At 66.8% G+C, this 22,589-nt stretch carries 22 protein-coding genes; 11 read left to right on the top strand and 11 right to left on the bottom strand.

What is annotated here, in order from left to right:
* Positions 1–89: 89 nt before the first annotated feature.
* Positions 90–1,289 (bottom strand): 3-hydroxybenzoate 6-monooxygenase, encoded by a 1,200-nt coding sequence (locus tag ACMVY4_RS01365; protein ID WP_416898413.1) that lies wholly within the window; start codon positions 1,287–1,289, stop codon positions 90–92.
* 128 nt (positions 1,290–1,417) lie between these two features.
* On the opposite strand from ACMVY4_RS01365, the gene ACMVY4_RS01360 reads away from it, so the two are divergent.
* The gene (locus ACMVY4_RS01360; RefSeq protein ID WP_416898412.1) at positions 1,418–2,023 is read left to right on the top strand and encodes a hemerythrin domain-containing protein; all 606 of its coding nucleotides are present in this window, start codon (positions 1,418–1,420) and stop codon (positions 2,021–2,023) included.
* Positions 2,024–2,027: 4 nt separating this feature from the next.
* Here ACMVY4_RS01360 and ACMVY4_RS01355 read toward each other — a convergent pair whose 3' ends face one another.
* Positions 2,028–2,786, bottom strand: a complete 759-nt coding sequence (locus ACMVY4_RS01355) for a crotonase/enoyl-CoA hydratase family protein (protein ID WP_416898411.1) — start codon at positions 2,784–2,786, stop codon at positions 2,028–2,030.
* 61 nt (positions 2,787–2,847) lie between these two features.
* Between ACMVY4_RS01355 and ACMVY4_RS01350 the strand changes: the two genes are divergently transcribed.
* A complete protein-coding gene (locus ACMVY4_RS01350) occupies positions 2,848–3,534 on the top strand; it encodes a glutathione S-transferase family protein (protein WP_416898410.1) in 687 nt (228 codons plus the stop codon).
* Positions 3,535–3,548: 14 nt separating this feature from the next.
* Positions 3,549–4,778 carry an amidohydrolase family protein gene (locus ACMVY4_RS01345; RefSeq protein WP_416898409.1) on the top strand — a complete coding sequence of 410 codons (1,230 nt, stop codon included), beginning with the start codon at positions 3,549–3,551 and terminating at the stop codon, positions 4,776–4,778.
* A 209-nt stretch (positions 4,779–4,987) separates the two neighbouring features.
* Here the strand turns inward: ACMVY4_RS01345 and ACMVY4_RS01340 are convergent, their stop codons facing one another.
* Entirely contained in the window at positions 4,988–5,623 is a 636-nt protein-coding gene (locus tag ACMVY4_RS01340) for a DsbA family protein (RefSeq protein ID WP_416898408.1), read from the bottom strand.
* Positions 5,623–7,353 (bottom strand): AMP-binding protein, encoded by a 1,731-nt coding sequence (locus tag ACMVY4_RS01335; RefSeq protein WP_416898407.1) that lies wholly within the window; start codon positions 7,351–7,353, stop codon positions 5,623–5,625. The genes ACMVY4_RS01340 and ACMVY4_RS01335 overlap by 1 nt, the downstream gene beginning before the upstream one ends.
* A gap of 95 nt (positions 7,354–7,448) precedes the next feature.
* On the opposite strand from ACMVY4_RS01335, the gene dusA reads away from it, so the two are divergent.
* Both dusA and ACMVY4_RS01325 read left to right on the top strand, forming a co-directional pair.
* Positions 7,449–8,447 (top strand): tRNA dihydrouridine(20/20a) synthase DusA, encoded by a 999-nt coding sequence (gene dusA, locus ACMVY4_RS01330; protein ID WP_416900236.1) that lies wholly within the window; start codon positions 7,449–7,451, stop codon positions 8,445–8,447.
* Positions 8,448–8,526: 79 nt separating this feature from the next.
* Positions 8,527–9,018 carry a hypothetical protein gene (locus tag ACMVY4_RS01325; RefSeq protein WP_416898406.1) on the top strand — a complete coding sequence of 164 codons (492 nt, stop codon included), beginning with the start codon at positions 8,527–8,529 and terminating at the stop codon, positions 9,016–9,018.
* Between the two features lie 232 nt (positions 9,019–9,250).
* Here the strand turns inward: ACMVY4_RS01325 and ACMVY4_RS01320 are convergent, their stop codons facing one another.
* Positions 9,251–10,471 carry an ATP-binding protein gene (locus tag ACMVY4_RS01320; protein ID WP_416898405.1) on the bottom strand — a complete coding sequence of 407 codons (1,221 nt, stop codon included), beginning with the start codon at positions 10,469–10,471 and terminating at the stop codon, positions 9,251–9,253.
* A 60-nt stretch (positions 10,472–10,531) separates the two neighbouring features.
* On the bottom strand, positions 10,532–11,521 hold the full coding sequence (locus ACMVY4_RS01315; protein WP_416898404.1) for a phosphotransferase family protein: 990 nt from the start codon (positions 11,519–11,521) through the stop codon (positions 10,532–10,534).
* 93 nt (positions 11,522–11,614) lie between these two features.
* Here ACMVY4_RS01315 and ACMVY4_RS01310 point away from each other — a divergent pair, with 93 nt between their 5' ends.
* The 5 genes from ACMVY4_RS01310 to ACMVY4_RS01290 are packed head-to-tail and all read left to right on the top strand — an operon-like array spanning position 11,615 to position 16,274.
* Positions 11,615–12,529 (top strand): SDR family NAD(P)-dependent oxidoreductase, encoded by a 915-nt coding sequence (locus ACMVY4_RS01310; protein ID WP_416898403.1) that lies wholly within the window; start codon positions 11,615–11,617, stop codon positions 12,527–12,529.
* 12 nt (positions 12,530–12,541) lie between these two features.
* The gene (locus tag ACMVY4_RS01305; RefSeq protein WP_416898402.1) at positions 12,542–13,741 is read left to right on the top strand and encodes an aminotransferase class V-fold PLP-dependent enzyme; all 1,200 of its coding nucleotides are present in this window, start codon (positions 12,542–12,544) and stop codon (positions 13,739–13,741) included.
* 9 nt (positions 13,742–13,750) lie between these two features.
* The gene (locus tag ACMVY4_RS01300) at positions 13,751–14,347 is read left to right on the top strand and encodes a cysteine dioxygenase (protein WP_416898401.1); all 597 of its coding nucleotides are present in this window, start codon (positions 13,751–13,753) and stop codon (positions 14,345–14,347) included.
* Positions 14,344–15,939 (top strand): rhodanese-like domain-containing protein, encoded by a 1,596-nt coding sequence (locus ACMVY4_RS01295; RefSeq protein WP_416898400.1) that lies wholly within the window; start codon positions 14,344–14,346, stop codon positions 15,937–15,939. The genes ACMVY4_RS01300 and ACMVY4_RS01295 overlap by 4 nt, the downstream gene beginning before the upstream one ends.
* The gene (locus ACMVY4_RS01290) at positions 15,939–16,274 is read left to right on the top strand and encodes a tRNA-binding protein (RefSeq protein WP_416898399.1); all 336 of its coding nucleotides are present in this window, start codon (positions 15,939–15,941) and stop codon (positions 16,272–16,274) included. The genes ACMVY4_RS01295 and ACMVY4_RS01290 overlap by 1 nt, the downstream gene beginning before the upstream one ends.
* Here ACMVY4_RS01290 and ACMVY4_RS01285 read toward each other — a convergent pair.
* From ACMVY4_RS01285 to ACMVY4_RS01265, 5 genes are all read right to left on the bottom strand, one after another.
* Entirely contained in the window at positions 16,271–17,332 is a 1,062-nt protein-coding gene (locus ACMVY4_RS01285) for a VanZ family protein (protein WP_416898398.1), read from the bottom strand. The genes ACMVY4_RS01290 and ACMVY4_RS01285 overlap by 4 nt on opposite strands.
* A gap of 4 nt (positions 17,333–17,336) precedes the next feature.
* Entirely contained in the window at positions 17,337–18,545 is a 1,209-nt protein-coding gene (locus ACMVY4_RS01280) for a glycosyltransferase family 4 protein (protein ID WP_416898397.1), read from the bottom strand.
* 68 nt (positions 18,546–18,613) lie between these two features.
* Positions 18,614–19,873: a TRAP transporter large permease gene (locus tag ACMVY4_RS01275; RefSeq protein WP_416898396.1), complete on the bottom strand. Its 1,260-nt coding sequence runs from the start codon at positions 19,871–19,873 to the stop codon at positions 18,614–18,616.
* A gap of 6 nt (positions 19,874–19,879) precedes the next feature.
* Complete coding sequence (locus ACMVY4_RS01270) at positions 19,880–20,371, bottom strand: TRAP transporter small permease (RefSeq protein ID WP_416898395.1); 492 nt, start codon at positions 20,369–20,371, stop codon at positions 19,880–19,882.
* A gap of 29 nt (positions 20,372–20,400) precedes the next feature.
* A complete protein-coding gene (locus ACMVY4_RS01265) occupies positions 20,401–21,387 on the bottom strand; it encodes a TRAP transporter substrate-binding protein (RefSeq protein WP_416898394.1) in 987 nt (328 codons plus the stop codon).
* A gap of 193 nt (positions 21,388–21,580) precedes the next feature.
* Between ACMVY4_RS01265 and ACMVY4_RS01260 the strand changes: the two genes are divergently transcribed.
* Complete coding sequence (locus ACMVY4_RS01260) at positions 21,581–22,534, top strand: hypothetical protein (RefSeq protein WP_416898393.1); 954 nt, start codon at positions 21,581–21,583, stop codon at positions 22,532–22,534.
* The last annotated feature ends 55 nt before the right edge of the window (positions 22,535–22,589 follow it).

Genomic DNA, 22,589 nt, shown 5'->3' with positions numbered 1-22,589 from the left:
CCGGAGGCCTTCGGATCAAGTCCGAAGGCGGCAAAGGGGTGTGGCCGGAGATGTCTCCAGCCGCACCATCCCACGCAGCGCGGTTTCCTCTACCCGATCGCTTCCGCGCCGTCCTTCAGCCCCGTGCCGCCATAGATCCACTGGATCGCGTCGTACCAGTCGTCCGCCGTCCGGGCACGCATGTAGGCGTTGCGGAGTTCTGCGTGGGCGCCGGCCGGGTGATAGACGTGATCGCCGAGGAAGCGGGACTGCAACTGCACCCGGGCGGTCCTGAGCCGGCGCCGCTCCTGATAGGCCGGCAGCGCGCGGCCAGCATCGCCGTCATGCGCCGCCATCTCGTGCGCCAGCGCCACCGAATCCTCCATCGCCATGCACGCGCCCTGGGCCATGTATTGCAGCATCGGATGCGCCGCATCGCCCAGCAGCGCTACGCGCCCGTCGATCCAGTTGGCGGCAGGCTCACGGTCGCACAGCACCCAGAGCTTCCAGTTCTCGCCCATGTCGATGATCGAACGCGGCAGATCGGCGATGTGCTCGAAGCCGCGCCGCACTTCGTCCTTCTCCACGGGTTTGCCGGCCACCGGTTCCGGCGCGTCGTTGTGGTAGGTCACGACCAGATTGAACAGCTTCCAGCCCGACAGCGGGTAGTGAACGATGTGGCATTTCGGTCCGGCCCAGAGCGTCGCCGCGTTCCAGCGAAGGTCCTCGGGCATCTGTTCGACCGGGATCACCGAACGGTATGTGGTGTGACCGGAGACGCGCGGCGCGCCGTCGCCGATGACTCGCTTGCGAATGTTCGACCAGAGCCCGTCGGCGCCGATCAGCATCGATCCGGCAATGCGTTCGCCATTGGCGAGGATGGCCGAAACCGACGATCCGTCCTGGTCGTAGTCCACGACCTCGGCATCGGTGCGAAGCTCGATCAGCTCGTGGTCGCGGCAGGCCTTGAGGAAGACGCCGTGCAGGTCGCCGCGGTGGACGACGGCATAGGGGTTGCCGAAGCGCTTGCGGAAATCGTTGCCCAGCGGGATCTGCACGATCTCGGTCGCATCCATGGCGTCCATCAGGCGGAGGCTGTCGATGTAGACGGCCATCTTCCGCGCCGCGTCGCCGACGCCGAGCCAGTCGAAGGCATGAAAGGCGTTGGGGCCGAGCTGGATGCCGGCGCCGATCTCGCCCAGCTCAGGGGCCTTCTCCAGCACCAGAGAGCGATAGCCTTTCTGCGCCAGCCCCAGCGCCGCAGTCAGCCCGCCGATGCCGCCGCCGGCGATAACGATCGGTGCCGTCATGCTTTTACTCCCGCTGGCCGCCATGAAGTTTCCCCGGCGGTTTTGATACAGGTCAAGGGTGCCGCAGCGCCACCCGCTATCGTCCGGATGCGCCGATATGACGGCGCACCAAACGCAGGAGGGTGGAAATGGACGCAATTTCGATCATTCGGGACGAACACCGCCGAATGGGTGCCGTTCTCGATTGTCTCCGTCATATCGCTCAGGATCTGACGCGCGTTGACGAAGTTCCGGACTTCGCTGCGTTCGACGCGATCATCGATTACATGACATCTTTCCCGGCGCACTATCACCACCCCAAGGAGGAGACGCACCTCTTCCGGGCCCTGCAGGCGAATTCGGACCGCTTCACCTATGCTCTCGCAGTCCTGCGCAAGGAGCACGAGGAGGGCGAGGCCCGCCTGCTGAAGCTCGAACGCGCGGTCGAGGCCGCGCGTCAGGATCCGGCAGGCAAGGCCGAGGCGCTGCTCTGGACGGTGAATGAATATGTCGACTTCGAGGGCGCGCACATGCGCCGCGAGGAGAAGGAAATCCTGTCCGAGGCGGCCGGCGCGCTGACCGAGGCGCAGATGGCCGATCTGCAGGCGGCGTTCAGCGGCAATGAGGACCCGCTCTTCGGCCCGACGCGCCAGAAGAAGTATGACGACCTGTTCAAGCGGGTGCTGTCGGCCTCGCCGCAGCCCTACGGCTTTGCCGAACCCTGGAAGATCCGCCACGCCAACGCGGCGGCCTGAACCGTCAGTCGCGCTGCCCGTGCCGGCCTTCGCCGCCGGCGAAGCGGGCAGCGCCCGAGACGGCTTCAGCGCGTTTCGCTTCCTCGGCCAGCCGCTTCTCGTTGGCGAAGGCGTCCCAGAGACTGTCGAAGTTCCACTGCTCCAGCGCCGAGCGGACATCCGAACGCATGGCGATCTGGGGAAATTTCGCCAGCCGTTGGGCCGTCCCGACGGCGGCGGCGCGCGCCTCGCCGGCGGGCACCACCGATGTGACCAGCCCCCAGTCCAGCGCCTTCCGCGCGTCCACCGCCTCGCCCGTCAGCAGCATGTGCAGCGCCCGGCCCTGGCCGACGATCCGCGGCAGGCGCACCGTGGTGCCGTCGCTCATCGGCACTCCGAAGCGGCGGCAGAAGACGCCGAAGACGGCCGTTTCGCTGGCGATGCGGATGTCGCAGCGGAGCGCCACGCCCAGGCCGCCGGCAACCGCATGTCCCTCGACGGCTGCGATCAGTGGTTTCGACAGTTCCCGCGCGCACGGCCCGTCGGCATCGCCGGCCCAGGCGACATAGCCCGGCGCGAGCGCCTTCAGATCGGCCCCGGCGCAGAAGGCGCCCCCGGTCCCGGTCAGAACGCCGGCCAGCAGGTCGTCGTCCTCGTCGAACGCCTTCAGCGCTGCGCCGAGCGCCCGCGCAGTGGGGTCGTCCAGCGCGTTCCGCGCTTGCGGGCGGTTGATGGTGAAGACGGCGACCGCCCCCTCGCGTTCGACGATCAGCTCATCGGACATGTTTTGCCTTCCTCCCCGGCTCCCCTACCTTGGCCGCATCATAATCAGGGAGAGCGGGAAGATGACCATCCAGATGTACGATCTCTGCGGCGCGGAACCGGACCGGCGGTTCAGCCCTTTCTGCTGGCGGGTGAAGTTCGCGCTCGCGCACAAGGGCCTCGACTTCGAGGCGCTGCCCTGGAAGTTCACCGAGAAGGACCGCATCGCGCAGCACGGCGCCAAGACAGTGCCGGTGATCGTCGACGGCGAGACCGAGATCTCCGACTCCTGGGCCATCGCCGAGTATCTGGAAGAGACCTATGGCGACCGGCCGGCGCTGTTCCCGCACGGCAAGGGTGAGGTGCGCTTCATCAAGTCCTGGACGGAATCGGTGGTCCACATGGGGCTCGGCCCGATGATGATGTACGACATCTACCGCCACGTTGCGCCCGAGGACGAAGCCTATTTCCGCGAGAGCCGGGAAGCGCGCGTCGGGATGAAGCTGGAGGAACTGCACGAGGGCCGCGACGGCCGCCTGAAGGGCTTCCGCGTATCGCTCAACCCGCTCCGGCTGACGCTCGACGCCCAGCCCTGGATCTCCGGCGATGCGCCGGCGCATGCCGACCACATCGTCATGTCGGCCTTCATGTGGGCGCGCGGCGTCTCCGACTACCGACTGCTGGAGGAGGGCGACCCCATCATTGACTGGCGCAACCGCATGCTGGACCTGTATGACGGGCTCGGGCGGAACGCGCCCGGATACGACTGACGGAGGAGACGAGCATGGCTTCGGCGCGGACACTGTACACGGGCGGTCTGGTATTCGACGGCGGCGCAGCCCCGAAGCCGGGTCTGGGCGTGGTGGTCGAGGACGGGCGCATCGCCGATGTCGCGGACGCCGGCCAGTTCGACGGCTTCGACGGCGAGACGGTCGACACCTCCGGCGCGACGCTGATGCCGGGTTTGATGGATTGCCACATCCACATCTGCTACGGCGCGGAAGGCAATCCGAGCGATGCGGCCGAGAAGCTGACGCCGTCGGCCCTGACGCTGAAGGCGATGGACAATGCCCGCATCACGCTGGAAGGCGGCGTCGTCGCGGTGCGCGACTGCGGTGGCAAGGATTACATCGATCTGGACGTGCGCGACGCGCTGAACGCCGGCCGATTCCCCGGCCCGGTGATGCGGGCTTCGGGCCGGATGATCTGCATGACAGGCGGACACGGCAACAAGAACGGCATCGTCGCCGACGGCTGCGACGAGGTCGTGAAGGCCGTCCGCACCAACGTCCACAAGGGCGTCGACGTCATCAAGATCATGGCCACCGGCGGCGTCATGACGCCGGGCGTGAATCCCGAGGACGCGCATTACTCCTTCGAGGAGATCAGCGCCGGCATCGCCGAGGCGCGCCGCTTCCACAAGCGCACCGCCAGCCACGCCCAGGGCGCCGACGGCATCCTGAACGCGGTACGCGGCGGCATCCATTCGATCGAGCACGGCATCTTCATGAACGAGCAGTGCATCAACGAGATGATCGAGCGTGGCGTCTTCCTGGTGCCGACCCTGGCGGCGGTGAAGAACATCATCGCCAACAAGGACAACGGCATTCCCGCCTGGGCGGTCGAGAAGTCGCTGCGCGTCTATGACGTGCATCTGGCCTCCTTCAAGGCCTACCACGACGCCGGCGGCAAGGTCGCCATGGGCACCGACGCCGGCACGCCCTTCAACAAGCATGGCGAGAACGCGCAGGAACTCGCCTGGATGGTCGAGGCCGGCATGGACCCGATCGACGCCCTGATCGCCGGCACCTCGAACGCCGCCGAACTGATCGAGCCGGGCGAGCGCGGCTGGATCCGCAAGGGCATGGTCGCGGACATGCTGCTGGTCGCCGGCGATCCGTCGAAGGACATCTCGAAGGCCGCACAGCGCGCCAACCACCTGATGGTCATCAAGAACGGCAGGACGTATGTCGACCGCCGCGGCGCCGGCCAGATGGCCGTGGCGGCGGAGTAGTCTCTGGCTGTCGCCAACCGTGCCCCGGACTTGATCCGGGGCCCATTCCGGAGCCTTGCCGCCGCCGCTGATCAGCCATCGGCGCTAAGGCATGGGTCCCGGATCAAGTCCGGGACACAGGGAACTGGCCGGCCAGTGGGCTGAAATGTGAAACGCCATCCCCTTTGCCGCCCTCGGGTCAAGCCCGGGGACAGCAGGTGGGAACGCGTCTAGTTCACCGTGCGGGCCTTGCCGATCCAGCGGTCGACGACCTTTTCCAGCCAGTCCCAGGTCTGGAAACCCATCGAGATCAGGCGGTAGCGCTCCTCGTTGTAGCCGAGCAGGCAGGGGAAGCCCTGGACGCCCAGGCTGCGCGCGAAGTGAATGTCGCGTTCGGTCAGCTGGCGGACCGTGTCGTTGGTCATCGTCGCCATGAACTCGTCGCGGTCGAGACCGTGTTCGGCGGCGACATCGGCCAGCACCTCGCGGTCGGTGACGTCGCGGCTGTCACGGTAGAAGGCGGCGTGCAGGCGGTTCAGGAAGTCCATCCCGTTGCTGCCGGTCATGCGCTTCTCGGCGACCAGCGCCTGGCTGGCGGGCAGGGTGTCGTAGACGAACTCGCCGCGCTCGAAGAAGCTGTAGTCGAAAGGCTGGCCGGAGGCTTCCTCGACATGGTGCCAGTGCTTTGCGACCTCGGCCTTGGCCTTCTCCGTCATCGGCTTCGTCACGCCCGGATAGAGCCCGCCCACGCCGAGGCGGACAGGTATGTCGGGGTGCCGTTCCTGCAGGTTCTTCATGTTGGGGGAGAAGCCCCAGCACCACGAACACATCGGATCGGCGAAATAGATGAAGCGAAGCTGTCCCACTACGCGGTCTCCTCTTCCTCCAGGCCCAGTTCCTGCGCGAACTGTTCGCGCATGATGAACTTCTGCGGCTTGCCGGTGACGGTCATCGGCAGTTCGGTGACGAACTTCACATAGCGCGGCACCTTGTAATGGGCGATCTGGCCCTTGCAGAAGCCCTTCACGTCGTCCTCGGTCAGGTTCTCGCCCGGCTTCAGCACGATCCAGGTGGCGATCTCCTCGCCGTATTTCCGGTCGGGCACGCCGAAGACCTGCACGTCCTGAATCGCCGGGTGGCGGTAGAGATATTCCTCGATCTCGCGCGGATAGACGTTCTCGCCGCCGCGGATCAGCATGTCCTTCACCCGGCCGGTGATGTTGCCGTAACCCTCGGCGTCGATGGTCGCCAGGTCGCCGGTGTGCATCCAGCCGTCAGCGTCGATGGCTTCCGCCGTGCGCTCGGGATCGTCCCAGTAGCCCTTCATCACCGAATAGCCGCGGGTGCAGAGTTCGCCCTGCACGCCCGGCGCAACCGTGTTGCCGTCCTCGTCGACCACCTTGCACTCCACATGCGGCTGAATGCGGCCGACGGTGGAGACGACTTTCTCCTCCGGGTCGTCGGTGGCGCTCTGGAAGCTCACCGGGCTGGTCTCGGTCATGCCGTAGGCGATGGTGACCTCGCGGAGATTCAGGTCCTTCACGCAGCGGCGCATGACCTCGACCGGGCAGGGCGCCCCGGCCATGATGCCGGTCCTGAGATGGGAGACGTTGAAGCTCTTCAGGTCCGGATGCTGCAGTTCGGCAACGAACATGGTCGGCACGCCGTAGAGCGCGGTGCATTTCTCCTCCGACACCGCCGCCAGCGTCGATCCGGGCTCGAAGGCCTCGGCCGGGAAGACCATGCAGGCGCCGGTCGAGGTGCAGCCCAGCACGCCCATCACCATGCCGAAGCAGTGATAGAGCGGCACCGGAATGCAGAGCCGGTCCTGCTCGGTCAGCTTCTGCGCGCCGGCGACGAAACGGCCGTTGTTGACGATGTTGACGTGGGTCAGCGTCGCGCCCTTCGGATTGCCCGTGGTGCCGGAGGTGAACTGGATGTTGATGGCGTCCTCGGGATCCAGCGTCTTCGTGATGGCGTCCAGCCGGGCCGTGTCGCCGCCGCGGCCCGCGGCCAGCAACTCGTCGAAATTGTACATGCCGGGCGAGCGCTCGGCGCCCATGCGGATGACCATCTTCAGTTTCGGCAGCTTCGCCGCGATCAGCGAACCCGGCAGCGCGCCGTCGATCTCCGGCGCCAGCGTGCGGATCATGCCAAGATAGTCGCTGGTCTTGAACGCCGCCGCAGTCACCAGCGCCCGGCAACCAACCTTGTTCAGCGCGTACTCCAGCTCCGACAGGCGGTAGGCCGGGTTGATGTTGACCAGGATCAGGCCGATCCGCGCCGTGGCGAACTGGGTCAGCACCCATTCGTAGCGGTTCGGCGACCAGATGCCGATGCGGTCGCCCTTCTTCAGGCCCAGATCCAGCAGCGCCGTGGCGAAGGCTTCGACCTCGGCGGCCAGTTCGCGCCAGGTCCAGCGCACGCCCTGCTCGCGGAAGACCGCAGCCTCCCGGTCGCCATGCGCCGCCACCGTCTCGGCAAGCAGTCCCGGAATGGTCTTGCGCCAGAGCTCGGGGCCGGTGTCGCCGACGACATGCGCCTTGCCGTCGCGGGGCGTCAGATCGTGATCGGCAGCGGTTGCGGGCGCGTTCATGGCAGGCCTCCCAAGGTGTTTCCCCGATCTTCGCCCGCGAACAGGGCAAGTCAAGGCGGGTGGTCCGCAGGCTCGGTATCGACTATCTGGGACCCATGAACGCGACCGCCACAGCGCCGTACCGCTTTTCCGTCGCACCGATGATGGACTGGACGGACCGGCATTGCCGGATGCTGCACCGGCTGATCTCGCCGTCGGTGCTGCTCTATACCGAGATGGTCACAACCGGGGCGCTGAACCACGGGCCGCGCGAGGAACTGCTGCGCCACAATGGCGAACACCCGGTGGCGCTGCAGATCGGCGGCAGCGAGCCGGACGAGCTGGCCGAGGCCGCGCGCATGGGCGAGGCCGCCGGCTACGACGAGATCAACCTGAACTGCGGCTGCCCCTCGGACCGGGTGCAGTCGGGCCGCTTCGGCGCCTGCCTGATGCGGGAGCCGGATCTGGTCGCGCAGGGCGTCGCGGCGATGAAGGCGGCCGTGGCCGTGCCGGTCACCGTCAAATGCCGCATCGGCGTCGACGATCAGGACCCGGAGACCGTGCTGCCGGACTTCATCGCGAAGGTTCGGGACGCGGGCGCGGACGCGGTGATCGTGCACGCCCGCAAGGCCTGGCTGCAGGGTCTCAGCCCGAAACAGAACCGCGACGTGCCGCCGCTCGACTATCCGCTCGTCCGCAGAATGAAAGAGCGTTTTCGCGATCTGCCAATCATTCTCAATGGCGGCCTGACCGATATCGGCACATGCCTGGACGAACTGGCGCATGTCGACGGCGTCATGGTTGGGCGCGAGGCCTATCACCGCCCGATGCTGCTGGCCGAGGCGGAAGAGGCGATCTTCGGCCGGACGCCGCCGCTCGCCGACGGGGCCGCCGTGGTCGAGGCCATGATCCCCTATGCCGAGCGCGAGATCGCCGCGGGCACCCGGCTGTCCTGGATCACGCGCCACATGCTGGGGCTGGCGGCGGGCCGCCCCGGCGCGCGCCGCTTCCGCCGCCTGCTGGGCGAGGAAGCGCGGGACCCGGACGCCGGCGCCGGCCTGCTCCGCCAGGCGGCAGCGCTGGTCGACTGGCGGGAGAGCGCAAACGCCGCATGAACCTTGTTGGCGCGCGAATTGCTTTTACATGTGTGCAACCCGTGTTCAGATTCTGAATCGGCGACGTGAGGTGACCAATATGGCGATAGCGAACATGGCAAGGCCGGGCAGCCGGCTGTCGATGACGGATGCCCGCAGGTGGCGGCCCGAACCCGAGCCGCGCCGTCCCGAACCCGCGCCGGCCCGCACCGAGCCGGACCCGGTGCCCGACAATATCGACCTGACGCTTCGCGAGCGGCTGCAGCGGTTCTCCCGCAAGCCCGAGGTCGAGCAGGTTGCGGCGCGTCCTGCGCCGGCCGAGCCGCGTCCCGCGCCGGCGCCCGAACCCGTCCGCGCGGAACCCGTACGCGCCGAACCGCCGGAGGCGGCCTATGCCTTCACCCCGGCGCGCCGGGAGAATCACGAAGAACCACAGCGGGCGCCGTCGGCGCCGATGCGCCAGTCGGCACGCCGCCGCGACGAGCCGCAGGAGCCGCGCGTGCCGGCCGCCGCTACCGCGGCGAAGCCGAACCCTACGCTACCCGCGCCGAACCGCGCGACGACGAGATCGAGACGCTGGCGAAGGCCATAACGGCGCTCCGGTCGGAGGTCGCGAACATCAAGCGCGATGTCGCCGAACTTCAGCAGAACGGCGGCGGCTCGCCGAAGGGCCTCGGCGCGGTCGAACGCGCGCTGCAGCGACTGGCGGAACGCATGGACCGCGTCGATGGCGGCCCGGCGGCGATCCAGGGCGATGGCGGGAACGCGCCGCGCCGGAAACGGGGTTTCCTGGGTCTGTTCTGAGGCCCGGCGGGCCGCGCCGGTCAGTCTTCGGCGTGGCGGAACCGGTCCTGCGGGAACGAGACCGTGGCGGTCGCGCCCTCGGCGGGACGGCTGTCCAGTGACAGCGTCATGCCCTGAATTTCACAGAGACGCCGGCTGAGCGGCAGGCCAAGCCCCGTGCCTTCGGCCTGACGGGTCTTGTGATCCCCGATCTGAACGAAGGGCTGGAAGGCGAGGCGGACCTCCTCGGCGGTCATCCCGATGCCGCGGTCCTGCACCTGCACCAGCAGCTTGCCGGTGCCGTAGCGTTTCCAGGTCAGGCAGACCTGCTGTCCCCGCTCGGAGAACTTGATCGCGTTCGACACCAGATTGGCAAGGATCTGACCGGTCCGGCGCCGGTCGGCCAGAACCTCCAGCCCGTCCGGGCCGTTGTGGATCTCGATGCCGATGCCGGCCTCCTCGGCCATCCGCGCCATCTTGCGCCGCACATCGTCGAGCAGTTCGTGCACCGGATACCAGTCCGCGTCGATCGGCATCATGTCGGCTTCGGTGCGCGCCATGTCCAGCACATCGTTGATCACCGCAAGCAGACGCCGTCCGCTGCTGTTGATGTCGCCGGCATAGTCCCGGTAGCAGTCCTGCCCGACAGGGCCGGCGAGCTCGTTCTGGATCATGTCGGAGAAGCCGATGATGGCGTTGAGCGGCGTACGCAGTTCGTGGCTCATCGTCGCCAGGAATTCGGACTTGGCGCGGTTGGCCGCCTCGGCCTGGGTCTTGGCTTCGCGCAGCGTGCGCTCGATCTCGATCCGCTCGGTGATGTCGGCACCGATGCCGCGATAGCCGAGGAACCGGCCGGCCTCGTCATGGATCGGCTTGCCGCTGATCGAGAGATAGACCTTGTGCCCGTCGGGATGGACGCGCGGGTGGATGAAGGACTTGAAGGCCCTGTGCGCTTCCAGATCGGCGACGTGGTTCCACCAGTCTTCCAGCGAGACGATCTCGTCGGTGACCGGGTCGCCGCTGGTGATCAGTTCCCGCCGTGACTTGCCCAGCAGGTAATGGGGCGGAACGCCGGCGATCTGCTCGAAGCGCTCCGAGAACCAGCAGAACCGGAGCTCTGCATCCATCTCCCAGAACCATTCGGAGGCCGCCTCGGCGAAATCCTGGAAGCGCTGCACATCGTCTGCCGGCGGGCGCAGCGGCGCACCGTCATCGGAATTCTCCAGCGGCTGGGCAATCCTGAGCGCCAATTTCGGGGCCACGCTGTCATGTCGGCAGAATATGCAGGGTAAGACTGTACCGTTAATCGATGGTGAATGGCATCAATTCGACAACAGCCGCTCCGCCCGGCCGAAAAGATACGGCACCGAGCTGGCGATTTCGTCCCACATCGGGTCGGGGCGGCGGCCTGTGCGGTGCAGCTTCACGTTCAGGCACGAAATCACGCCGAAGATGAAGCAGGACAGCGCCTCCCAGTAGGGGATGCCGTCGAACCGCGCGCCCATCGCGTCCTGATAGGCGTCGGCCAGTTCACCGACCGGCGGCACGCCTTTCGCGCCCCAGACCGGATCCCAGGCTTCAGGGTCGCCCATCATCATCAGCCAGCCGATGTCCAGAAGCTGCGGGCCGATGCCGGACAGTTCCCAGTCCAGGATCGCCCGGATCTCGCCATTCTCGAACAGCACGTTGCCGGGCTGGAAGTCGCCGTGGAACAGGCCGACCGGCGATTCGGCCATCGGCCGTTCCGCCAGCATCGCCGCGACACGGCGTCCGAGCGCCTTCCAGTCCTCGTCGTCGGTCCGTTCCAGGATACCGGACCAGCGATCGATCTCGGCGCGCATGTCGCGCGGCGCTTCCCAGTCCGCAAGGTCCGCGCGCCAGTCGAAGCGGTGGATCTGGGCCAGCGCACGGGCGGACTTCAGCCAGCATTCGCCGACGATCCCGTCGAACTCCGGCGCGGGTTCCCAGATGATCATGGTGCGGCCGGGCAGCAGCCGGGTCATCACGAAGGGCGTGCCGAACCAGTCCTCGGTGGACTGTGCATGCAGCACCGGCGGCACCGGCACCTCCGCCCTGCCCAGCGCGCGCAACAACGGCGCCTGCCGGTAGACATCGGTGTTGCCGCTGCGCCGGACGCCCTTGGGCGCCAGCCGCAGCACCACGCGTTCGATAGTCTCCGTGCCGCGTGTGACGCTGAAGCCGAAGCTGAGGCCGGCATGGCCGTCCTCCATCGGACCGAAATCGGCCACGCCGCAATCCGCGCCCCAGTGGGCCCGGACGAAGCGGCCGGCCTCGTCGGACAATTCGCTCATGGCGGCCATGCTCCTCCCCGCTGGACCGTCTCTTCGGCCCGATGATAGCGTTGCGCCCGGAAATTTGTCTGCCGGCGAGAAGGGGAGGAACGGATGGGCATTCTGGACGGAAAGGTGGCTCTGGTCACGGGCGCGGGGCGCGGCATCGGGCGCGAGGTGGCGCTGGACATGGCGCGGGGCGGCGCGAAGGTCGTCGTGAACGATCTCGGCGGTGGCGTCGAGGGCGAGCAGACCGGCGAGAGCCCGGCCGAATCGGTAGTGAAGGAGATCAAGGCCGCGGGCGGCGAAGCCGTCGCCAATGGCGATTCGGTCTCCGACGCCTCCGGCGCTAAGGCAATGATCGACTGCGCCATGGATACGTTCGGCCGGATCGACAGCGTGGTGAATGTCGCCGGCATCCTGCGCGACCGCATGTTCCACAAGATGGACGAGGCCGACTGGCGGGCCGTCATCGACGTGCATCTGACGGGCTCATGGCTGGTCAGCCGCGCCGCGGTGGATCACATGAAGGCGCAGGGCTCGGGCGCCTTCGTGCACTTCACCTCGACCTCGGGCCTGCACGGCTCGGTTGGGCAGATCAACTACGGCGCCGCCAAGATGGGCATTGTCGGCATGTCGAAGATCATCGCCATGGAAGGCGCGCGCTATGGTGTCCGCTCCAACTGCATGGCGCCCTTCGCCTGGACCCGCATGATCGAGAGCATCCCGATCACGTCGGAGGAAATGGCCGAGAGCTTCCGCAAGTTCAAGGAGAACGCCACCGCGGCCCATATCGCGCCGGTGGTCAGCTATCTCTCCTCGGATGCCGCGAAGGACGTGACCGCGAACGTCTTCGGCGTCCGCGGCAACGAGATCTACCTCTTCAGCCAGCCGCGGCCGATCAAGACCATCCACAAGTCGGACGGCTGGAGCCACGAGGCGCTGGCGGCCCAGTTCGAGCCGTCGCTGCGGAAGGAACTGCTCGATCTCGACGGCACCGCCGAATACTTCAGTTGGGATCCGATCTGAGCGGGCGGGCGCGTGCCTGATCTGCTCACCATCACCGATCAGGAAGTCGATCGCTTCCGACGCGAGACGCCCGGCGCGGGCAAGGTATTGCATTTCAACAATGCCGGCGCCGGGCTGATGCCGCGTCGCGTGCTGGATGCGGTGAAGGCGCATCTGGATCTGGAGGCGGAAACCGGCGGCTACGAGGCCGCCGCAACCGCCCGGCCGAAACTGGAGCGGGCCTATTCGGCCATCGCCGGCTACCTCAACTGCGACCCCTCGGAAGTCGCGGTGATGGAGAATGCGACGGCGGCCTGGAACCAGGCCTTCTTCGCCGTTCTCGGCACGATGAAGGCCGGCGAGACGATCCTGACCGCCGAGGCGGAATACGCCTCCAACTATCTCTCCTACCTGATGGCTCGGGAGCGCTATGGCATCGAGATCGAGGTGGTGCCGAGCGACGGGGACGGGGAGTTGGACCTCGACGCGCTGGAACGCCTGATCGACGGCAGCGTTCGTCTGATCGCGGTCACGCACATTCCGACCAATGGCGGTCTGGTGAATCCGGCCGAGGAGATCGGCCGTATCGCCCGCAGGCACGGGATCGCCTACCTGCTCGACGCCTGTCAGTCGGCGGGTCAGCGTGAACTGGACGTGCGGAAGATCGGCTGCGATTTCCTTTCGGCGACCGGACGGAAATATCTGCGCGGCCCCCGCGGCACGGGCTTCCTCTATGCAGGCAAGGCGGCAGCCGAGAGATTTCCGCCACCGGTGATCGACCTTCATGCCGCGCGATGGGACGGGCGCGATCATTACAACTGGGCCGAGGGTGCGGCGCGCTACGAGAACTGGGAGAACTACGAGGCCGGCAAGATCGGCCTCGGCGTCGCCGTCGATCTGGTGCTGGAAATCGGCGCCGCGCGGATCGAGAAGCGCGTCGAAGCCCTGGCCGGGAGCCTGCGCGAACGGCTCGAGGCCGAGGCCGGCGTGGCCGTGCACGACATCGGCAGGACCCGCTCGGGCATCTGCACCTTCACCCACCCGCGGCTGGACGCCACAGCAGTGAAGACGGCGCTTGGCGGACAGGGAATCAACGTCTCGACCAGCACCGTCTACTCGACGCGGATCGACATGGAAAAAAGGGGACTCCCCGATCTCGTCCGGGCGTCGGTACACTACTACAATACGGAAAACGAGGTGGACCGCTTCGTGGAGGCGGTGGCCCGGCTCTAGGAGGATGTCATGGACGCGAAAGAACGGTCGGCAGCGCGCAAGCAGGCGGTCAACGAAGCCGTCATGCGCATTCGCGCCATCGAAACAGCGCAGGGCGTTACCCGGCGCTCTCTGGAGGATATCAAGCAGGTCCTGATCGAGCTGGCGCAGAAGAAGGAGCTCTTCCCGCTGGAGGACTTCACCAATCCCGGCGGCGGCGAGCGCAAGGCCAACGCGCTCTATCGTCTGCACGAGGATGACGATCACCGTTTCGCGCTCTACGGCCAGATGTCGACCGAGCCGCGTCAGTCCCCGCCCCACGACCACACTGTCTGGGCCGTGGTCGTCGGCATGTATGGCGAAGAACTGAACAAGCTCTACGACCACGAGGACGGCGGCGTCGCGCAGAAGGGCGAGGTCATGGTCGAGGATGGCGCCGGCGTGGCGCTGATGCCGGAGGATCTGCACTCGATCCACATGGATGCGAAGGAACCGGTGCTGAACTTCCACATGTACGGCCTGGGTCTGGAGCAGCTGCACGGCCGCCGCTACTACCGGCCCGACACCCACGACTGGAAACACTACCCGGCTTCCGCCGGCATTCAGGACCTGCCGGAACCGGCATGAAGGAGATCGGTTCCGGAGAACTTCGCCGCCTGCTGAAGGCGGGCGGCGAGGTCGCCCTGATGGACGCCCGCGAAGAAGGCGCCTTCTCGAAGGAGCACATCTTCCTGGGCTCCTGCATTCCGCTGAGCCATCTGGAACTGCGCGCGCCGGCGCTGATCCCCCGGCGCGACGTGCCTGTGGTGGTCACCGACGGCGGACCGAAGGATGACGGACTGGCCGCCCGCGCCGCGTCGCGGCTGGAGGAGATGGGCTACACCGACATTGCCGTGCTGACCGGCGGCGTCGCCGGATGGCGCGCCGAGGGCTACGAGGTCTTTTCCGGCGTCAACGTGCCGTCCAAGGCCTTCGGTGAGTTCGTCGAGCATTACTACGACACGCCCCGCATTCCGGCCGGGGAACTGCAGGCGATGAAGGACCGGGGCGAGGACATCGTCATCCTGGACAGCCGTCCGATGGCGGAGTTCAACCGCATGTCGATTCCGGGCGGTGTCGACTGTCCGGGCGCCGAACTGGCGTACCGCGTCGGCATGATGGCGCCGGATCCCTCGACGACCGTCGTCGTGAATTGCGCCGGCCGAACGCGTTCGATCATCGGTTCGCAGTCGCTGATCAATGCCGGCATTCCCAACAGGGTCATGGCGCTGAAGGACGGCACCATGGGCTGGGAGCTGGCGGGGCTGACCTGCGCCCGTGGCGAAAGCGAGCACGCCCCGGCGCCGGAAGGCGAGGCGCTGGCGCAGGCGAAGGCGCGCGCGGTTGCAGTGGCGGCGCGCTTCGGCGTGCAGCGGACAACTGCCGAGACGGTTGCGGCCTGGCGCGAGGACGACAGCCGCAGCCTCTTCCTGCTGGACGTGCGGACGGTCGAGGAGTTCGAGGAAGGCCACTGGCCGGGCGCCCGGCACGCGCCGGGCGGGCAGCTGGTGCAGGCGACCGACGAGTTTGTCGGGGTCAAGGGCGGGCGGATCGTGCTCTGCGACGGCGCCGACGGCGTCCGCGCGACGATGACCGCCAGCTGGCTGATACAGCTCGGACATGACGACGTTCACGTGCTGGCGACGGAACCGCCGGAGCCGGAGACCGGACCGTCGCCTTCGATGCGCGCTCTTTTCCAGCCCTTCGATACGCTGACGCCGGACGAGATGCAGGCGGTGCAGGATTCCGGCGAACCGGTCGTCGTCATCGACGTGGCCGACAGCCTGACCTTCCGGCGCGGTCATGTGCCCGGCGCCCGCTGGGCCATCCGCGCCCGCATGAAGGAATGCATCCGCGCGCTTCCGGGCGTCGGCATGGTGATGCTGACCTCGCCCGACGGCCTGCTGGCGCATTACGCCGCGCACGACCTCCGGCGGCTGCGTCCGGATCTGGTGATCCGGGTGCTGGACGGCGGCACCCGCCGCTGGCAGGCGGCCGGCAAGCCGCTGGAGAGCGGCATCACCGGCAACACGCTCACGGCGATCGACGATGTCTGGTGGAAGCCCTACGACAATGACGAGAAGGTCCGGAAAGCCATGGAAGACTATCTGACCTGGGAAGTCGGGCTGGTGGCGCAGGTCGAACGGGACGGGCTGGTGCAGTTCCGGCGGTTCGACTGATGAGCGATCTGACCTACGAGGAATTCCAGCGCGTCGAGATCCGCGTCGGCACCATAGTGGATGTCGAGGCGTTCCCGGAGGCGCGGCGGCCGGCCTGGAAGCTCTGGATCGATTTCGGCGAGGAGATCGGCACCCGCAAGACTTCGGCTCAGATCACCAACTATGCGCGAGAGGAACTGATGGGACGGCAGGTCGCGGCGGTGGTGAATTTCCCGAAGAAGCAGATCGGCAAGTTCATGTCTGAATGCCTGACGCTCGGTTTCCCGAACGGCGAGGGCGAGGTGATCCTGATCGGGCCGGACAAGGCCGTGCCGAACGGTGGACGGCTGTTCTAGCGTATTCTCGCCTCGGCCCGGGTATTCGGGAACAGCCGCCGCCGCGCCGCGGCGAGTGCGAGCATGGCGAGCCAGCAGCCTGCGCTGGCGCTGAACAGGTTGATCGACAGGTCGAAGAGCGCGGGCGTCCGGTCGGGGCTGAAGATCTGCAGCGTCTCGCAGAGTCCGGCGAACATGGCGGCGAGCAGCCAGACGGCGATCATCGGCGAGGCGCCGCGCGCGAGGCCAAAGGCGGCGCCGACGAAGACGAAGACCAGGACATGGCCCGTCTTGGCGACGGAGAACCCGTTGGCGTACTCGGCCGCGGCCCGTTCGGTTTCGGTCGCGGTGCCGCTGGCGACAAGATCGACATTCTCGGCGGTGAGCGACGCCGCCGGGGCGGTCACGGATCCGGGCAACACGCTGAGGCCGAGCGCGACGGCTGCGACCAGCCAGGCGAAACCGATCAGCCAGCGCCGGTCGCGGACCCGCCGCCATGCCCAGACCGATACGGCCAGCGCCAGCGCCGCCCAGCCGATCATCAGGGCGCCGGCGGCGGACCGGAAGCCGGGCGCTTCCTTCAAGGGCGTGGCGGTGACGCTGTAGACCTCCAGCCGGCCGGTGGCGCGCAGCAGTTCGATGCGCACGGCGAGGTTCGCCGTGTCCTCGCCCCGCCTGAAGACGTTCCCGAAGGTGAAGCGGGCCGGATTGCCTTCCAGCAGCGCCAGCACGTGCGGCTGTTCCCAGTCGACCTGGCCGTCCGCCAGCTGACGCAGCAGAACGATGCGTCCGCGCTGCCAGCGGCGTTCCCCCGGTGCGATGTCGAAGCCCTCGGCCACGGCGGTCAACCCGATGAAGGCGGCGCCAGAGCCGAGATCCGCCGGAAGGTCGTGGCGCACGACCGCTGCCGGGTCGTCGTTGACCACCGACAGTCCGCCGGACGGCAGGACGGCGACCGGATCGCCGGCGGACACGTAGCGGTCCAGCGCGAAGAAGTTCAGCGCCGTCAGCAGGGTCATCAGCACCGCCGCGGCGATGCTGACCGGGCCGAGAATGTCGGGCTTCGGCGCGGCCGTCACCCGTCTAGCGCGCCTTGAACAGGGCGTCGTAGGCGGCGAGCAGGCGGGGCACCTCGTGATCCCAGGCGAGCACGTCCTCGACGCGCTTGCGCCCGTAGGCGCCCATCCGGGCCCGCCGGTCCGGATCGGCCAGCAGCTCCAGGATCTTCTCCGCCATGTCCTCGGGATCGTTGCGCTTCGCGTAGACCGATGCGTCCTGAGCCGAGAAGCGGCCCTCGGTCAGGTCGAACTGCACGATCGGTTTGCCGAGCGCCATGTACTCCACGATCTTGTTCATCGTGGACTTGTCGTTCATCTCGTTGAAGGTGTCCGGGTTCACACAGACATCGGCGGTGTTCAGCATTTCAAGCAGTTCCTGGTCCGGTGCCCGCCCGGTGAAGGTCACGTGGTCGGCGATTTCCATGTCCGCCGCCATCCGCTTGAGGTCGTCGAGTTCCGGCCCGCCGCCTACGAGACCGAACTGGATGTCGGTTCGGCCCTTCTCGTGGACGATGTGGCGGACCGCCTGCAGCAGCAGGTCGAGACCCTCCTGCGCGCCCATGACGCCGACATAGCCGACCAGAAACTCGCGGCCGTTCTTCTTCTCCGGCACCGGGGGCATGATCTTCAACCGCTCCAGGCTGGGCCCGGAGCGCACCACGTAGACCTTGCCGGGGTTCATCCTCCCGCGCTCGATGGCGATCTTGCGGTAGCTCTCGTTGGTGGCGATGGAGACGTCGGCGGTGCGGAAGGTCCAGCGCTCCCACGCCAGCATGACCTTGTAGAAGAAGTCGCGCTTGCCGAATTTGGCCTCGTAGAGCTCGGGGTTGATGTCGTGGTGGTCGAACAGGAACCGCTTGCCCATCAGCAGCTTGAAGAAGCCGCCGATCAGGAAGATGTTGTCCGGCGGGTTGCAGGCGTGGATGGCGTCGAAGCCGCGCGTCAGCAGGACCCGCCAGGCCAGCACGAACTCCCAGAACAGGGCCGCCGAGTATTCAAGCAGGTATCCCTTCGCCCCCTTGGCGTCGAGCGGCAGGTTGTGGCGCCAGATGTGGATGCCGTCGATGACCTCGTGCTTCTTCTCGTAGCCCTTGCCGGTCGGGCAGATGATCGAGACCTCGTAGCCGTGCTGCTGCAGCGTCGTCGCCTCCTGCCAGACGCGCCGGTCGAACGGGCTGGGCAGGTTCTCGACGATGAACAGCACGCGGCGCGGCTTGTGGTGGATGGTCGGCATCGGGGCCTCCGGCGGGGACGGTCGGGCACAGCCTGACTACCCGGTTTCGCCGCGTCTGTGAATTGCCCCTACTCGATCAGGTAGAGCGAGAGCTCCGGGATCCAGGTCACCGCGATCAGGACCAGCAGCATCAGCCCGATGAACGGGATCACCGACTTGCAGATCAGCAGGAAGTCTTCCTTGAACGCCGTCATGGCCACGATCAGGTTCAGCCCGACGGGCGGCGTGATGTAGCCGATCTCCAGATTGACCACCATGATGATGCCGAAATGGATCGGGTGGATGCCGTAGGCCTGGGCGATGGGCATCAGGATCGGGGCGAGGATCAGGATCGCCGCGCCGATATCGACCAGGCAGCCGACGATCAGCAGGAAGATGTTCAGGATCACCAGGAAGGTGAACTGGCTGTCCACCAGCGTCGTCATCCATTGCGCCAGGTCCTGCGGGATGCGTTCGGCGGTCAGCAGCAGGTTGATGGACAGCGCGATGGCGACGATGGGCAGCAGTGTGCCGAGCAGGCGCGAGGTCTCGACCGCGATGCCGTAGAAGTCCCGGACCTTCAGTTCGCGGTGGATGAAGATCTCGACCAGCAGGGCGTAGCCGACGGCCACCGCGGCCGCTTCGGTCGCCGAGAAGAAGCCCGAATAGATGCCGCCCAGCAGGATCACGGGGGTCATCAGCGCGAAGACGCCGTTCTTCAGGGCGTCGGTCAGCTGCCCGAAATTGAAGGGGACGGCCTCGATCTTGCGGTTGCTGAACAGCGAATAGGCCGTGAGCACCGCCGCGAGCAGCAGGCCCGGTATGATGCCGGCCAGGAAGAGGTCGACGATCGATTTCTCGGTGACGATGCCGTAGAGGATCAGCGGGATCGAGGGCGGGATGACGATGCCGAGCGTGCCCGCCGAGGCCAGCGCGCCGAGCGAGAAGCTCTTCGGATAGCCCTGCTGGATCAGCGCCGGATACATGATCGAACCCACGGCGAGCAGGGTCACCGGCGAGGAGCCCGACAGCGCCGCGAAGACCGCGCAGGACAGGATGGTGCAGACCGCCAGGCCGCCGGGCAGCCATTGCGTCAGCGCCCGCATGATGTTGATCAGCCGCTCGGCGATCGAGCCGCGGGTCATGATGTTGCCCGCGAGCACGAACATCGGGATCGCCAGCAGCACGCCGCGGTCGACGCTGGTCCACAGATCCTCGATCAGGTAGCTGAGTTCGCCGTCGCCGAAGACGTAGTGCACGTAGAAGCCGGCGACGAACAGGATCAGGATCACGCTCTGCCTGAGCGACAGCAGCAGCAGCATGATGCCGATGAGAATCAGGACTTCCATCGGCGCCTAGCCCTCGACGAAATCTGGAATGGGCTTCAGGTCAGGCCGGATCGCGAACACGATGTGGCGCACCGCCGACGAGAAGAAGGCGTAGACGATGACCGACTGGATCCACCAGAGCTCCCAGCGGATCACGGGGGCCGTCTCGTTCACTTCGTAGCTGGCATGGACGTATTCCAGGCCGACCACGCCGAGCCAGATGAACAGCGCCGCCGAGATGACGTCGCCCAGCCGGTCGATGCCGTGGGTCCAGCGCGACGGCCACCACTTGTCTGCGAACTGGGGACGCAGGTGGCTGTTCGCGGCGGTGGCCAGACAGAGACCCAGAAAGCCCGCATAGATGGCGGCGTAGATCGCCATCCGCTGCGAGCCCCAGATGGTGGTGGCGAATATCTCCCGCGCGACGATCTCCCCGAGCAGCAGGCTTGCCACGATGATGTAGGCAATCGCCGCCACGAGGCTCTCGGCGCGCAGGAGCCATTTCAGAAATGCCGCCATTCCGGGTCTGTCCGGTCAGTCGCCTTCGGTCAGGAGCAGGAGGCCTTGGCCTTCTGGATCTTCTCCCAGATCTCCGGCGCGTCGCCGCCGATCTCCTCGACCAGACGCGCGGCAGCCCGCTCGCCGGCGGCCTTCCACCGCGCCTTCTCCTCGGCCGGCAGTTCGTAGACCGGTGCGCCGGCAGCGGCGACCTGGCCCAGCAGGGCGGTTTCCGCACCGCGGATGGCCACGCGCAACTCCTGAACGCGCTCGTCGATCACGCCCAGCGCGCTCTTCTCCTCGTCGCCGAGCTGATCCCAGATCTTCTTGGAGACGGTCACGGTGCCGACGTCATGGGTGGCGTGGTGCACCAGCGTGAACGGCGCCAGCTTCGGCAGGCCGATGGCGATGCCGTAGACAGTGGAGGTGGTGATGCCGTTGACCTGGCCGGTCTTCAGCGCCGGGACCATGTCGACGACGCCCATCGGCACGCCGTTGGCGCCGAGTTCGTCATAGAAGAACTTGGTCGCCGTGGTCGGCGGAATGCGCAGCTTGTAGCCCTGGATGTCCTCGATCTTCTGGATCGCTTCCTTCGAGGAGGTGTAGCTGTGGCCGACCTCCACCCAGGACAACAGCACCAGGCCGGAGCCTTCCATCTGTTCGGCGAAGATCGGGCCGATGTGGTTGTCGAACATGCAGTCCGACTGTTCCGGGTTTTCGAACAGATAGGCCGTGCTCAGCAGTTCGAAGCTGGGCGCCACCAGCGAGGTGGCCACGCCGGACTGGCCGGACATGTCGATGCGGCCGCGCACGGTCTGGCGCAGTGCGGTCTGCTCGTCGCCCAGCGCCGACGAGAAATACGGCACGACCTTCAGCTGGTCGGTCCGCGAGTGGATGTCGGCGATGGTCTCGTTGAGGAACTTGCCCCAGGGCGTGGCCTCCGGAGCGGCAGTGGCGTAGCGCATCTCGCGCGGTTCGGCATGGGCGATGCCGGCGACGCACAGCGCGGCGGCGGCAAGGGTCAGCTTGCGAAGCATGTCTTATCCTCCCTGTGGTGACGTCGCGCCGGTTGCATCCAGCGTCATCGTCGATTCCTCAAAGTTACGCGCGAAATCGATATGACGCCAAAGGGAATTGCGGCCATGACCTGGTGAAATTCGATCCGGGGTGACCGGATACCCGCGACGCGATAGTCTTTCCGCAACGTCATGTTCTGCGTGGAGGGGGGAAATGCGTGGACACTGGATTGCCGCGGCTGCGCTGCTGGGTCTCAACGGATGCGGACTGTACGATTTTGCCGAGGATCAGCATTCGGTCGATCCCATCGCGGTTCAGTCGTCCGACCTCGCCAGCGGCAGCGAAGGCGAGGCGACCGGATCGGCATCCGGGGACCTGAAGCCGATCAACCTTGACGTGTTTGAACTGAAGGTCTCGGACACCAAGGAGATCAGGTTCGATCAGGCGAGCAACAAGGAAGAACGGCGGGAATGGATCGCCTTCCTGATCCGCCGGTCCGACCTGCAGTGCGAGGAGCACAAGGCGGGCACCATCGCCAACCACGCCACCACCAACGCCATTCTCGCCTCGGCCGCGACCATCGCCGGCGGGGCCGGCGCGCTGGTGGCCGGCGCCACGGCGGCCCGCATTCTCAGCGGCACGGCCGGCGGCCTCACCGGACTGCGCTCGACCTACAATGAATCCTTCTACCAGAATCTTCTGGCGACGGCGATCGTCAAGGAAATCAACCGTTTGCGCGAAACCAAGAAGGCCGCGCTTCTCGCTCGGCTGGATGGCGGCGCCTATGACACAGCCGGCAACATGCAGCGGGCGCTGCTGGACGTGAACGAGTATCACCTGCTGTGTTCCTACTATGCCGGGCTGGTCGAACTGACCGACGACGCGGCGCGGATCCGGCCGGTGGCGGCCAATCTGGAAGCGCAGATCGCGGCGTCGAAGGCGGCGATCAAGCATGCGAAAGGTGAAATCGCCGAGGCGAACACGACGCTGACCGCGTCGGGGTCCTCGCCGGAACTGAAGAACTTCGCCCGCGACCGGATCGGCACGTTGCAGCGGACCATCGACCAGCAGGAAACGCTGCTGCGTTCGCTCGAGATCCAGCTTGGTCTCGCGAAGACGGCGGCGGGGCAGGGCAATGCTGAGGCTGCGGCGGCAGACACGCAGTGAGCATCGTCGCCGCCTGTGAGGAAGGGTGCTGGAGCGGAACACTGTTTGATTGAAT

This window comes from Minwuia sp., from assembly GCF_048007105.1.
Classification (GTDB): Bacteria; Pseudomonadota; Alphaproteobacteria; order Minwuiales; family Minwuiaceae; genus Minwuia.
Note: the sequence above shows the minus strand (reverse complement) of the source record. Positions and strands in the feature narration are given on the sequence as shown.

Excerpts from the sequence above, each read along its gene's own strand:
- ACMVY4_RS01365 (WP_416898413.1), bottom strand. The coding sequence starts at position 1,289 with ATGACGGCACCGATCGTTATCGCCGGCGGCGGCATCGGCGGGCTGACT.
- ACMVY4_RS01360 (WP_416898412.1), top strand. The coding sequence starts at position 1,418 with ATGGACGCAATTTCGATCATTCGGGACGAACACCGCCGAATGGGTGCC.
- ACMVY4_RS01355 (WP_416898411.1), bottom strand. The coding sequence starts at position 2,786 with ATGTCCGATGAGCTGATCGTCGAACGCGAGGGGGCGGTCGCCGTCTTC.
- ACMVY4_RS01350 (WP_416898410.1), top strand. The coding sequence starts at position 2,848 with ATGACCATCCAGATGTACGATCTCTGCGGCGCGGAACCGGACCGGCGG.
- ACMVY4_RS01345 (WP_416898409.1), top strand. The coding sequence starts at position 3,549 with ATGGCTTCGGCGCGGACACTGTACACGGGCGGTCTGGTATTCGACGGC.
- ACMVY4_RS01335 (WP_416898407.1), bottom strand. The coding sequence starts at position 7,353 with ATGAACGCGCCCGCAACCGCTGCCGATCACGATCTGACGCCCCGCGAC.
- dusA (WP_416900236.1), top strand. The coding sequence starts at position 7,449 with ATGAACGCGACCGCCACAGCGCCGTACCGCTTTTCCGTCGCACCGATG.
- ACMVY4_RS01325 (WP_416898406.1), top strand. The coding sequence starts at position 8,527 with ATGGCGATAGCGAACATGGCAAGGCCGGGCAGCCGGCTGTCGATGACG.
- ACMVY4_RS01315 (WP_416898404.1), bottom strand. The coding sequence starts at position 11,521 with ATGAGCGAATTGTCCGACGAGGCCGGCCGCTTCGTCCGGGCCCACTGG.
- ACMVY4_RS01310 (WP_416898403.1), top strand. The coding sequence starts at position 11,615 with ATGGGCATTCTGGACGGAAAGGTGGCTCTGGTCACGGGCGCGGGGCGC.
- ACMVY4_RS01300 (WP_416898401.1), top strand. The coding sequence starts at position 13,751 with ATGGACGCGAAAGAACGGTCGGCAGCGCGCAAGCAGGCGGTCAACGAA.
- ACMVY4_RS01295 (WP_416898400.1), top strand. The coding sequence starts at position 14,344 with ATGAAGGAGATCGGTTCCGGAGAACTTCGCCGCCTGCTGAAGGCGGGC.
- ACMVY4_RS01290 (WP_416898399.1), top strand. The coding sequence starts at position 15,939 with ATGAGCGATCTGACCTACGAGGAATTCCAGCGCGTCGAGATCCGCGTC.
- ACMVY4_RS01280 (WP_416898397.1), bottom strand. The coding sequence starts at position 18,545 with ATGCCGACCATCCACCACAAGCCGCGCCGCGTGCTGTTCATCGTCGAG.
- ACMVY4_RS01275 (WP_416898396.1), bottom strand. The coding sequence starts at position 19,873 with ATGGAAGTCCTGATTCTCATCGGCATCATGCTGCTGCTGCTGTCGCTC.
- ACMVY4_RS01270 (WP_416898395.1), bottom strand. The coding sequence starts at position 20,371 with ATGGCGGCATTTCTGAAATGGCTCCTGCGCGCCGAGAGCCTCGTGGCG.
- ACMVY4_RS01265 (WP_416898394.1), bottom strand. The coding sequence starts at position 21,387 with ATGCTTCGCAAGCTGACCCTTGCCGCCGCCGCGCTGTGCGTCGCCGGC.
- ACMVY4_RS01260 (WP_416898393.1), top strand. The coding sequence starts at position 21,581 with ATGCGTGGACACTGGATTGCCGCGGCTGCGCTGCTGGGTCTCAACGGA.